The organism is Polaromonas sp. (assembly GCF_036676035.1).
GTDB lineage: Bacteria > Pseudomonadota > Gammaproteobacteria > Burkholderiales > Burkholderiaceae_C > Polaromonas.
In genome coordinates, this window is sequence record NZ_JAKFDR010000022.1 from 1 (window position 1) to 12,036 (window position 12,036).

Sequence of the window (12,036 nt, forward strand, 5' to 3'; positions counted from 1 at the left end):
CACGCCAAAGCCCTTGCCGTGCTCGCCCGCCTTGGCCGCCTCGATGGCGGCATTGACGGCCAGCAGGTTCGACTGGGCGGCCAGGTCCTCCACGCTCGCCATGATCCGGCCAATGGCCTGGCTTTGTTCGGACAGCCGCACCATGCTGGCGGCAATGGCCTCCATCTGCTGGCGGATGCGGCTCATGCCGGCGCCCACGTCCTCGGTGGACTTGCGCCCGCTCTGGGAGCTCTGGGCCGCCTTCTGCGCGCTGTCGGAGACCAGCCTGGCCTTCTGGCTGGCCACCTGGGCGGTTTGCCTAACCTCTTCGACCGTGGTCGTGGTCTCGCTCACCGCCGCGGCCGACTCGCTGGCGCTGGCGGCCAGTTGGGAGGTCGAGGCAACGATCTCGCTGGCGGCCGAGCCCAGCACGTTCGCCCCTTCCGTCAGCCCGCGAATCTGCTCGCGCAGACTCTCCGACATACGCGCAAAGGCGTTGCCCAGGATGTCTTCGGGGGATTGGGGCTGGATGGCCGCGCGCAGGTCGCCGGCGGCGATCTGCGCAGCCGCGCCAGCCATCGCACGCAGAGACTGGGTCATGCGGTCAAACGTCCGTGCCAGCGCTCCCACCTCGTCACTGCGCGTATCAACCGACACGTTGACACTCAGGTCGCCCACGGTGATCCGCTGCGCGATGGCCGTGAGGTCCTGCAGAGGCCGGGCGATGTTGCGCGTGATGGCGAATCCGGCCAGCGCGGCGAGCACCAGGGCGGCGAGGGTGCCCAGCACGATGGCCGATTTGGCGTTGTCGGCATCATTTTGCGCGGCTTCCACGCGCTGTCGGAGCAACGCTTCCTCGTCGCGCTCTATCTCGCCCAGGACCTTGTGGATTTCATCCGTGAGCGCCTTGCCCTTGCCGCTCTTGATTAACTGGGCGGCCGCCTCCAGCCCCTTGGCCCGGCGAAGCTCAATACTTTCCCTGGCAAAAGCGAGCCGGCTCTTGACGAGCGGCTCCAGCGCGTCCAGGCGTCGCTGCTGTTGCGGGTTGCCCGCCGTCAGTCTTCTAACCTCCTGGAGGCTTTTGTCAATTTTTCCCACCGCGGCTTGGTACGACTCAAGGAAATTCTCTTCCCCGGTGATGATGTAGCCGCGCTGGCCGGTCTCGATGTCTCCCAACTGTGACGGCACCCCGGCCAGGTCTGTGAGTAGTTGGTAGGTGCGCTTGCGCAGGTCCGATGCCTCGATCAACTGCACCGTGCTGCTATAGGAGAGCGCCCCGACAACCACAAAAATGGCCAGCGTCAGGCCGAACCCGGCTCCGATCTTGGTTCCGACATTCCATTTCATGGCACCGCCCTCCATTTTTGTTGGGCTTTTAGCTTTCCACGTCCTCTTGCACAATGATCTTCGGGTCCGCGAGAATGCGCTCCAGGTCGAGCACCACCAAGCGCTCGGCCGTCACGCCCTTCAGGTAGTCGGCCCGGATACCTGTGAGCGTCGGCAGCGAGGGCTGCAAATCCTCCAGCGCAACGCTGTGCACGCCCACGATGACGTCTGCCAGCAGGCCGAATTCAATATCGTCGCCGCGCACGAGAATGACGCGGTGCAAATCGGTCAAGCCCTGGTCGGGCAGGTCGAAGAATTTCTTGATGTCGATCACCGGCGTGATGCGGCCCCGTACATTCACAATCCCCAGCACAAATGGCGGGGTGCAGGGCAGCGGCGTCAGGTCTTTCAGCGGATACACCTCGCTGACATAGCGGGTCTCCAGCGCATAACGCTCCTGGGCCAGGCGGAACTCGAGAAGCTCGAGCGAGGTTTGCGCATCCGGCGTGTGCTCCGGGGGGCGGGCCAGCGCCTGCGCCCGCTCGCGCAGGATGTGCGCTGCATCGGGCCCGGGCGAAGGGAGGTTGTTTGGTTTCATGAAACGCTCTCCAAGGCGTTCAGGGCCGTGATGGTTTCGGTGAGCCGGCCGGCGCTCAGGCCGTCCGATTCCGGCAATAGATCGTCCGGTTGATAGCGCTGCAGCAGATGCAATGCGTTGGCGAAATGCCGGTCGGCCTCAGTGGTCTTTCCCTGGCTCCGCGCGAGGTGGCCCAGGGAGAAATGGGCCAGCACAAAGTCGGCTTGAAGATAAACCGCCCGCTGCAAGGAAGCGCGGGCTTGTTCGGGGTCGCCGCGCTCCTGCAGGATGATCGCGCGCAGGTAGTGGCCGGCAGGGTCCAGCTTGTCGGCGGCGATCCAGCGCTCGCACCAGGCCAGCGCGTCGGCCAGCTTGCCCTGATTGGCCAGGGCGCGCGCCAGCAGGTGGAGCAGGGCCGGTTCGGGCGAGCGTTGTGTCAGCGCGGCCAGCAGCGTGTCGGCCGCCTCTTCGTAGCGGCCCTGCTCGAAAAGCGTTTGCGCGCCGGCCAGGGGGCTGGGCAATGGTTCTGCCGCAACCGGCTCTGGTTGCCACGCCGTGGGATCGGGATCGGCCGGCAGGATGCCTGGCAAAGGCGCTTCGAGCACCGGAACCGGGAATGGCGGCACTGGCGCAACTGCCACCTCGACCGGTTGGGCGGGAGACGATGCACTGTTTTTCTGAAACAGGATTGCACCCGGGAAATTCACCGCGCTGAACCGGGGATACAAGGCCTGCGATGCCTCGGTTGGGCTGACCGCCAGCCACCCCCCTTCGACCAGCGCGTGGCTGAGGTTGCCGATGACCTTGGCGACCTGATGCGGCGTGAAGTACATCAGCACATTGCGGCAGAAAACCACGTCCATCGCGTTCGTGTTGCTCGCCAGTGAGGGATAGGCGTCCTCCACCAGATTCAGGCAGGCAAAGCTCACCAGCTTCCTGATCTCCGGAACAAGGGCGTAGCGGCCGTCGGCGCAGCGGTTGAAGTAGCGCAGCTTGAACCAGGCCGGTGCATTGCGGAACGACCACTCGCCGTAGAGGCCCGCGACGGCCTTGCGCAGAAAATTAACGTTGATATCGGAGGCCGTGATCGTCACGTCCCAATCCTGCAGGTCAGGCAATAGTTGATGCAACAAAATCGCCAGTGAATACGGCTCTTCGCCGCTGCAGCAAGCCGCGCTCCAGATGCGCAGGCGTTGCTCGCGGCCTCGCCGACGGCGGATCAGCTCGGGCAGGATGCTGCCGGCCAGTGCCTCCAGCATGGGCGGGTCACGAAAGAAGTAGGTTTCACCGACGGTGAGATGGCTTGCCAGCACCTGCAGCTGCGCCTGGGTCGGCGGCGCCGACAACAGCCAGTCAATGCATGCTGCGGTATCGTCAAAGCCAAACTCCTGCGCTGCGCCAAACAGGCCACGCTTCAGATCGTCCCAGCGCTCGCGCGGAAAATGCAGTCCCATCGCCGCGGCAATGAACTCGCTCAACTGCGACCACTGCGTCTGCAGGACTTGGCCGTGCATCATGGGGCCTGCTCCATGGCCGCATCCAGCGCGTGTGCCTCGTCCAGCGAGAGGAACTTTTCCAGGTCGTGAATCAGCACCAGGCCATCGTCGAGCTTGACCACGCCCTGGAACTGCTCAAGACCGGGTGTGATCAGGTGCGAGCTGACGACATCGGAGGCGTCCCGCTCGACCAGACCCTGAGCCTCATCGACCACCAAGGCCACCGATCGCTGCCGGGTTTGCGCGATCAGGAATTGGTCTGTGACACCGATTTGCCGTTGCGGCAACTGAAAACGCTGCCGGACATCGAGCACCGGGATCACGTCCCCCTGCAGGTTGAGGGCGCCGAACACGATGGCAGGCGCGTTCGGAATGGGGGTGACCTCTGCGGCGCAAACAATGCGCGTGACGCTGGACAACGGGAGGGCATAGCGCTGCCCGTCGAGGAAGAAAACAACCAGTCGTACAAGCTCACTCATTGCAAAACTATGGCCTCACATTTTTCTTGTTACTACCCAGAGTTCTGATGCGAGAAAACGGTAACACATATACATTTTTTTGCAAAGCCTAAGACTACTCGCCCCATTGAGGCGGCCAAAGGTCATTTCCTGCAGAAATAAGTGGCTTGGGTCATGTGTGAAAGCCTGGCGCCAGGCGTCGGTCGGACTTTCCCCGATAGCGCATACTCATGGGCGGCTCTTCTGGTAGGTGCCCACCAGTTCCGCCCGGGCCAGCACATGGCCCTGCATGGCTTGCTCGATGGCCGCCTTGGTCGGTTGATGGAGCGCGGGCAGCGTTGTATCGAGGGCGTACAGCTTGAAGAAATAGCGATGCCGCCCGATCGGCGGGCAAGGCCCGCCGTAGCCCTGGCGGTGCCAGTCGTTGAGACCTGCGCGAGTGCCGGCAGGCAGTGGATGGCCGCCCTCGGGCAATCCGGCTGCGCCCGGCGGAATGTCGACGAGCACCCAGTGCACCCAGGTTCGTTGCGGTGCGGCCGGGTCGGGTGCATCGGGGTCGTCCACGATCAGTACCAGACTGCGAGTGGCGTCCGGAACGCCACCCCAGAGCAGCGGCGGAGCGATGTCTTCGCCCTCGCAGGTATGGCGTCGCGGGATATCGCCCTGCGGCGCAAAAGCGGTTGAGGTCAGTTCCATGGGCGATCTCCTGAAATGGTGTGGTCAGCGCAGAGAGAGGGTAGAGCCTGTTCACAATCTACAGGGGGTCGCGTTGGGACGCAATCGGTTGCCCCAATGGGGATGCAAACGTGACCGCGTTTGCGTCGCCCCAACCCGAAGGGCAGGTGCCTTTTCGGGCGCTCTGCGGCGTTGCACTGCTTGCCAATAGCCGGGCTATTGGCGGCGCACGGCGCCTTGGCAAGCCCATCCCGAAAAGACACCTGCGCGACCCCAAATAAAGCGTTGAATCGACCATCAGTCCAATAGATTCGGGTGGGAGTCGCTATTGAATATGTAGCGCTCGACTTGCCGTCAATGCAAGATGGGAGGCCTGACCCCCTCAGAGCAAGATGCGTATGCCGGCGATGGCGAGGAACACTGAGAAAGCGCGCTTGAGTGCATCCACCGGGAGCTTGTGCGAGATCCATGTGCCCAGAGGCGTGAAGGCGAGACTGCAAACCGATATGCCCAGCCACGCCGGCCAATAGATGTAGCCTGCGCTGTAAGCGGGGAGGTCGGCCCGGCCCCAGCCCGCCGCCAGAAAGCCGATCATGCCGGCCAGGGCCAGTGGCGCACCGCAGGCAGAGGCGGTGCCCACGGCGGACTTGATATTCACGTTGCACCAGGCGAGAAAGGGCACGACCATGCTGCCGCCGCCTACACCGACGATGGCCGATGTCCAGCCGATCAAGCCCGCCGTGGCCGTGGTTCCCGGCGAACCGGGCAACGCTCGTTGAGGTGAAGGCCGCAGGGAGAAGGCCATCTGCACCGCCAGGATCAGCAGGAAAACGCCGAAGGCCGCCCGCAAAACCCGGGCTGAAAACAGTCCCGACATGAGGCCGCCGATCACCGCGCCGATCACGATGCCGGGAACCAGCTTGCGCACAAGAGCCCAATTGACCGATCCACGGCGGTTGTGGGAAATTGCCGATGAGATGGAGGTGACGACGATGGTGGCGAGGGAGGTTCCCAACGCCATATGGACTGCAACCCCGGGATCGAAGCCCTTGAGGTGAAAGATGTAGAGAAGCCCGGGCACCACCACCTGGCCGCCGCCGACCCCGAGCATTCCCGACAGCAAGCCCGCACCTGCGCCGAGCAGCACATAAAACGACAATACCTCCATTGACGACCTTCTCTGTTTTGACAGCATCAAATCGTTGGCATCCGGGTGGACTGTCGCCCCTCGCAACCCGCTCATGAGCTCGCCCTGCCATTGCAAAAAGTCTACGTTTGAAACGTTTCAAGATGAAGGCAACTAATGCGCAGGAGCTTGCTGACGCCGCACTTACTCAGCAGTCCGAAACGAAGGCGACACCATCCATGCTGTCATTCTGAGCAACGCGAAGAATCTTGCCAGCATACCGAGATCCTTCGCTACGCTCAGGATGACAAAGCATGTCGCACTATTTTCGAACTGCTGAGTAACCCCATACGCCACCCGGCGTATTCCCCAATTCCCCTCCGGTCCCCAGAATCGGTTCATCGCTGCGTAAAAGCCTCTTGTGCGCAGCGAAATGCGAACCACCACCCTACCGGAGAAGCACTCATGCAACGTCGTTTTACCCTCAAGGCGCTTACCGCTGCCGTCGCCCTGGCAGGCATTTCCGTTCTGCCAGCCCATGCCCAGTCGGGTGGCACCATCAAGGTTGGCATTCTGCACAGCCTGTCGGGCACCATGGCGATTTCTGAAACCGTGTTGAAAGACACCGTTCTCATGGCCATTGACGAGATCAACGCCAAGGGCGGCGTGATGGGCAAGAAGCTGGAGCCGGTGATTGTGGACCCGGCCTCCAACTGGCCGCTGTTTGCCGAAAAAACCAAGCAGCTGCTGGGCCAGGACAAAGTCTCCGTGATCTTCGGTTGCTGGACTTCGGTGTCCCGCAAGTCGGTGCTGCCCGTGGTTGAAGAAATGAACGGCCTGCTGTTCTACCCCGTGCAGTACGAGGGTGAAGAGCTCTCCAAAAACGTGTTTTACACCGGCGCCGCTCCCAACCAGCAGGCCATTCCTGCGGTGGACTACCTGATGAGCAAGGCCGGCGGCGGTGCCAAGCGCTGGGTGCTGCTGGGCACCGACTATGTGTACCCCCGCACCACCAACAAGATCCTGCGTGCCTACCTCAAGAGCAAAGGCGTGGCCGACAAGGACATCGACGAGAAATACACCCCGTTTGGCCATTCGGACTACCAGACCATCGTGGCTGATGTGAAGAAATTCTCTGCCGGCGGTAAAACGGCGGTGGTGTCCACCATCAACGGCGACTCCAACGTGCCTTTCTACAAAGAGCTGGGCAATGCGGGTCTGAAGGCCAAAGACGTGCCGGTGGTGGCCTTCTCGGTCGGTGAGGAAGAGCTGCGCGGTGTGGACACCAAGCCGCTGGTGGGCCACCTGGCCGCCTGGAACTACTTCCAGTCGATCAAGAACCCGGCCAATGACGAGTTCCTTAAAAAATGGGCCACCTATGCCAAGGCCAAGGGTATTGCCGGCCACAAAGACAAGCCTTTGACCAACGACCCGATGGAAGCCACCTACATCGGCATCAACATGTGGAAGCAGGCGGTTGAAAAAGCCAAGTCCACCGACACCGACAAGGTCATCGCCGCCATGGCCGGCCAGACCTTCAAGGCCCCGTCGGGCATCGTCTCGAAGATGGACGAGAAGAACCACCATCTGCACAAGTCGGTGTTCATCGGTGAGGTCAAGGCCGACGGCCAGTTCAACGTGGTGTGGAAGACCCCCGGCCCGGTGAAGGCCAAGCCATGGAGCCCGTACATCGAAGGCAACGACAAGAAGCCTGATGAGCCGGTCAAAGGCAAGGTATGAGCGTCGTGACGAAGTAAGTGCTTAATGGCACGGAAGGATGGGCCGCTGGCTGCCTATCCTGCCGTGCTGTCAATACTCCAGAGAGTTGCAGTTTGGGTGCAGCTGGCTGTGCCCAATCTACAGGTTCTTTTCCATGCTGATTCGCTGTTTACTGTTAATTGCTACTATTTTCATAGCTGCCAGCGCGCATGCATTAAGCCTGGAAGAGGTCAAAGGCATGACGCTGGGCGAGACTGAAAGCCGTGTCGAGGCCTTGACCAAGGCGGCGGCGAATGCGAGCGACAAGGCCGATGAAAAAACCATCGCCTTCATCCAGGCGCTGGCCGATGACGCGGTCAAGACGGCGGGCGGCAAGGTGTTTGTCGTCAAGGATGGCAAGGCCTTTGACCCGGTGACGGGCGCAGAGCAGACCCTGCCAGCCGATGCCGAAGACGTGATCAATCCCAACCTGATGCGCAGCGAGCTGGATACCGCGCTGGCGGCGCTCAAGTTGTTTTCCAAGGACGAGAAGGTACGCCGAGACGCCATCAAGACCCTGGGCGGTGAAAGCGACGAGTCGCGCCTGCCGTTGATTGAGAAAGCCTACGCGGCCGAGACTGTGCCGCAACTCAAAAGCCAGCTGGCGCTGGTGCGCGCGGCCATCCTGTTGGGCAGCAGCGATAAAGGCAAGCGACTGGAGGCGGCAGCCTTGCTGGCTGCGAGCCACAACCCAAATACCAAGACCGTGTTGATCGAACGTCTGGGCACCGAGACCGATGCCGAGGTCAAGATTGCCCTGCAGGCTTCGCTGCACAAGGTGGAGGCCTCGCTGGCCTGGGGCGACAGGCTGGGCGCCGTGTTCAGCGGCATCAGCCTGGGCAGCATTTTGCTGCTGGTGGCACTGGGCCTGGCCATTACCTACGGCCTGATGGGTGTCATCAACATGGCGCACGGCGAGCTGATGATGATTGGCGCTTACGCCACTTATGTGGTGCAGGGCCTGTTTCAAAGCTACCTGCCGGGCGCGTTTGACTGGTACCTGCTGGCGGCGGTGCCGGTGGCTTTCATGGCGTCGGCGCTCATGGGGGCGGTGCTGGAGCGTGGTGTGATCCGCTTTCTGTACGGCCGCCCGCTGGAGACCTTGCTCGCCACCTGGGGTATCAGCCTGATGCTGCAGCAGCTGGTGCGCTCGGTGTTTGGTGCGCAAAACGTCGGGGTGGAGAACCCGGTGTGGATGAGCGGCGGCGTGCAGGTGCTGGGCAACCTTTCGCTGCCGTATAACCGGCTTGTCATCATCGTCTTCGCCGTCGCCGTGCTGCTGGGCATGGCCTGGCTGATCGGCAAAACGCGCCTGGGCCTGTTTGTGCGCGGTGTCACGCAAAACCGGCCGATTGCCTCGTGCATGGGGGTGAACACGGCACGGGTCGACACCTATGCGTTTGCGCTGGGCTCCGGCATTGCGGGCCTGGCAGGTTGTGCGCTCAGCCAGGTGGGCAACGTGGGGCCGGACCTGGGGCAGGGTTATATCGTCGATTCCTTCATGGTGGTGGTGCTGGGCGGCGTGGGCCAGCTGGCCGGCACCGTGTATGCGGCGCTGGGTCTGGGTATCCTGAACAAATTCCTCGAAGGCTGGACCGGAGCGGTGCTTGCCAAGATTGCCGTGCTGGTGCTCATCATCATCTTCATCCAGAAGCGGCCGCAGGGCATTTTTGCGATGAAGGGCCGGAGTGCGGAGATATGAGCGCCGTGCTGCCGCCGATCGAAGAAGGCTCCTTCTCCCGCTTGCGGGAGAAGGCGGGGGATGAGGGTGTTGCGCGCCCCGACCCTCACCCCAGCCCTCTCCCGCTAGCGGGAGAGGGAGTCAGATTGCCCGCGCGCGCGCCGCTGCTCACCCGCACGGGATGGTCCACCTTCCTGGTCACCCTGATCCTGGTCTGCGCGGTCGCACCCGTGCTCAACCTGCTGGTGCCGGACGGCAGCGCGTTCCACATGAGCGACTACGCTGTCGCCCTGATCGGCAAGATCATGTGCTACGCCATCTGCGCGTTGGCCATGGATTTGATCTGGGGCTATACCGGCATCCTGTCACTGGGCCATGGCGTGTTTTTCGCGCTGGGCGGCTATGCCATGGGCATGTATTTGATGCGCCAGATTGGCCGCGACGGCAACTACAAAAGCGACTTGCCGGATTTCATGGTGTTCCTCGACTGGAAAACGCTGCCCTGGCACTGGACCTTCAGCGACAGCTTCATCGCCACGCTGATCCTGATCGTGGCGGTGCCGGGCCTGGTGGCCTTCGTCTTCGGCTACTTCGCTTTCCGCTCGCGTATCAAGGGGGTTTATTTTTCCATCATCACGCAGGCCATGACGTTTGCGGCCATGCTGCTGTTTTTTCGCAATGAAACCGGCTTTGGCGGCAACAACGGCTTTACCGACTTCAAGCGGATTTTGAACATCCCCATCGCCACACCGTCCATGCGCATGGTGCTGTTTGTGCTGACTGGCCTGACGCTGCTGGGCTTCTTCCTCTTTGCCAGATGGCTGGTGGGCAGCAAGTTTGGCCGCGTGCTGCAGGCCATACGCGATGCCGAGACGCGCGTGATGTTCTCGGGCTACAACCCGCTGGGCTACAAGCTCACGATCTGGGTGATTTCTGCGGTCATGTGCGGCGTGGCCGGCGCGCTGTATGTACCGCAGGTGGGCATCATCAACCCCGGTGAAATGAGCCCGGCCAACTCGATTGAAATCGCCATCTGGGCCGCGGTGGGCGGCCGCGCCAGCCTGATTGGTCCCATCGTCGGCGCCTTTATCGTCAACGGCGCCAAGAGCTGGCTGACGGTGGCCTATCCCGAGTTCTGGCTTTACTTTCTGGGCACGCTGTTCATTGCCGTCACGTTGTTCCTGCCGAATGGGGTGGTTGGTCTTGTGAAGAAACTCGGGAAGGGGGGCAAGCAATGACCCCGGACCTTTTGGAGCAGGGCGCGCAACGCATTGAAAAACGCATGGCGGCGCTGGCTGCCAACCGGGGGAATACCGAGTCGGGAGGGCGTTCGGCCGGAATGGGCCGCATCGCCACAGCCGGTGAGGTGGATGTCACGCACGGCCGCATCCTCTACCTGGAAGACGTGAGCGTGAGCTTCGACGGCTTCAAGGCCATCAACAAGCTCTCGCTGGACATCGCACCCGGCGAGCTGCGCTGCATCATCGGGCCCAACGGCGCGGGCAAGACCACGATGATGGACATCATCACCGGCAAGACCCGGCCCGACGAGGGCACGGTGTTTTTCGGCAGCACCATCGACCTGCTGCGCCACAAGGAGGCCGAGATCGCACAGCTGGGCATCGGCCGCAAGTTCCAGAAGCCTACGGTATTCGAGCAGCTCACGGTGTTCGAGAACCTCGAGCTTGCGCTCAAGACCAACAAGGGCGTGAAGGCCTCGATGTTTTTCCGTCTTGACTCGGTGCAAAGCGACCGACTGGCCGAAATTCTGCACACGATTCACCTGGCCGACAGCGTCAGCGCACAAGCCGGCAACCTGAGCCATGGGCAGAAACAGTGGCTGGAAATCGGCATGCTGCTGATGCAGGACCCGAAACTGCTGCTGCTCGACGAGCCGGTCGCCGGCATGACCGATGAAGAGACCGCCCGCACCGCCGAGCTGTTTCTTGCGCTCAAGGGCAAGCATTCACTGATGGTGGTGGAGCACGACATGAGCTTCATCAAGAGCATCTCGGACATCGTCACCGTGCTGTGCGATGGCGCGGTGCTGGCGCAGGGCACGCTGGACCAGGTGCAGGCGGATGAGCGCGTCATCGAGGTTTATCTTGGAAGATAAGGCTCCCCCCCGAAACGCCTTCGGCGCCTCCCCCTCGAGGGGGCGCACCCAGCGGTCCGGCAAAGCCGGTCCCGCGGGTGCCCTGGCATTGGCCCAGCGGGTTCGAGCACCGCGGGTGTCGCGTGGTGAAGTGGATCACTGAGATGCTGAACGTCAAAAACATCAACCAGTACTACGGCGGCTCCCACATCCTGCGTGATGTGAGCTTGCAAGCGCACCTGGGCAAGGTCACGGTGCTGCTGGGCCGCAACGGCGTTGGCAAGACCACGCTGCTCAAGTCGCTGATGGGGCTGGTGCCCATCAAGACCGGCAGCATCGAGTTCGACGGCAAGCCGGTTCACAGCGCGACGCCTTACGAGCGTGCCCGCGCCGGCATTGGTTTTGTGCCACAGGGCCGGGAGATCTTTGCACGCCTGACGGTCGAAGAAAACCTGCGTATGGGCCTGGCCTACAAGCGCGCGAGCACGCCGATTCCCGCCGAGCTGTATGAGTTGTTTCCGGTGCTCAAGCAGATGCTGAACCGGCGCGGCGGCGATTTGTCCGGCGGGCAGCAGCAGCAGCTGGCCATCGCCCGTGCGCTGGCGGCCAAACCCAAGCTGCTGATCCTCGACGAGCCCACCGAGGGCATTCAGCCCAGCATCATCAAGGACATCGGCCGCGTGATCCGCATGCTGGCCGACCGGGGCAATATGGCGATCCTGCTGGTCGAGCAGTACTACGACTTCGCGCAAGAGCTGGCCGACGACTACCTGGTAATGGAGCGCGGCGAGTTCATTGCGCGCGGCCAGGGCAAGGACATGGAAGCGCAGGGGGTGCGGCAGCTGGTGGCGATATGAGTGCCGTT

General features: G+C 62.4%; 11 protein-coding genes. 5 read left to right on the forward strand and 6 right to left on the reverse strand.

Going from position 1 to position 12,036, the window contains the following annotated elements; genetic code table 11:
• The 6 genes from V6M61_RS04605 to V6M61_RS04630 form a co-directional block, all read right to left on the reverse strand.
• A partial coding sequence (locus tag V6M61_RS04605) for a CHASE3 domain-containing protein (protein ID WP_332775391.1) occupies positions 1 to 1,326 on the reverse strand: 1,326 nt, incomplete at its 3' end.
• A 28-nt stretch (positions 1,327 to 1,354) separates the two neighbouring features.
• Positions 1,355 to 1,903 carry a chemotaxis protein CheW gene (locus V6M61_RS04610; protein WP_332775392.1) on the reverse strand — a complete coding sequence of 183 codons (549 nt, stop codon included), beginning with the start codon at positions 1,901 to 1,903 and terminating at the stop codon, positions 1,355 to 1,357.
• Positions 1,900 to 3,399 (reverse strand): CheR family methyltransferase, encoded by a 1,500-nt coding sequence (locus V6M61_RS04615; protein ID WP_332775393.1) that lies wholly within the window; start codon positions 3,397 to 3,399, stop codon positions 1,900 to 1,902. The genes V6M61_RS04610 and V6M61_RS04615 overlap by 4 nt, the downstream gene beginning before the upstream one ends.
• Positions 3,396 to 3,857, reverse strand: a complete 462-nt coding sequence (locus V6M61_RS04620; protein ID WP_332775394.1) for a chemotaxis protein CheW — start codon at positions 3,855 to 3,857, stop codon at positions 3,396 to 3,398. The genes V6M61_RS04615 and V6M61_RS04620 overlap by 4 nt, the downstream gene beginning before the upstream one ends.
• A gap of 207 nt (positions 3,858 to 4,064) precedes the next feature.
• Complete coding sequence (locus V6M61_RS04625) at positions 4,065 to 4,532, reverse strand: YbhB/YbcL family Raf kinase inhibitor-like protein (RefSeq protein ID WP_332775395.1); 468 nt, start codon at positions 4,530 to 4,532, stop codon at positions 4,065 to 4,067.
• Between the two features lie 361 nt (positions 4,533 to 4,893).
• Positions 4,894 to 5,679: a sulfite exporter TauE/SafE family protein gene (locus V6M61_RS04630; protein ID WP_332775396.1), complete on the reverse strand. Its 786-nt coding sequence runs from the start codon at positions 5,677 to 5,679 to the stop codon at positions 4,894 to 4,896.
• 423 nt (positions 5,680 to 6,102) lie between these two features.
• On the opposite strand from V6M61_RS04630, the gene urtA reads away from it, so the two are divergent.
• From urtA to urtE, 5 genes are all read left to right on the forward strand, one after another.
• Positions 6,103 to 7,377 carry an urea ABC transporter substrate-binding protein gene (gene urtA / locus V6M61_RS04635; RefSeq protein ID WP_332775397.1) on the forward strand — a complete coding sequence of 425 codons (1,275 nt, stop codon included), beginning with the start codon at positions 6,103 to 6,105 and terminating at the stop codon, positions 7,375 to 7,377.
• Positions 7,378 to 7,510: 133 nt separating this feature from the next.
• Complete coding sequence (gene urtB, locus V6M61_RS04640; RefSeq protein WP_332775398.1) at positions 7,511 to 9,097, forward strand: urea ABC transporter permease subunit UrtB; 1,587 nt, start codon at positions 7,511 to 7,513, stop codon at positions 9,095 to 9,097.
• Entirely contained in the window at positions 9,094 to 10,314 is a 1,221-nt protein-coding gene (gene urtC, locus V6M61_RS04645; RefSeq protein ID WP_332775399.1) for an urea ABC transporter permease subunit UrtC, read from the forward strand. The genes urtB and urtC overlap by 4 nt, the downstream gene beginning before the upstream one ends.
• Positions 10,311 to 11,192, forward strand: coding sequence for an urea ABC transporter ATP-binding protein UrtD (urtD, locus tag V6M61_RS04650; RefSeq protein ID WP_332775400.1), 882 nt, complete (start codon positions 10,311 to 10,313; stop codon positions 11,190 to 11,192). Before urtC ends, urtD begins: the two co-directional genes overlap by 4 nt.
• Before the next feature lie 143 nt (positions 11,193 to 11,335).
• Positions 11,336 to 12,028 (forward strand): urea ABC transporter ATP-binding subunit UrtE, encoded by a 693-nt coding sequence (urtE, locus tag V6M61_RS04655; protein WP_332775401.1) that lies wholly within the window; start codon positions 11,336 to 11,338, stop codon positions 12,026 to 12,028.
• The last annotated feature ends 8 nt before the right edge of the window (positions 12,029 to 12,036 follow it).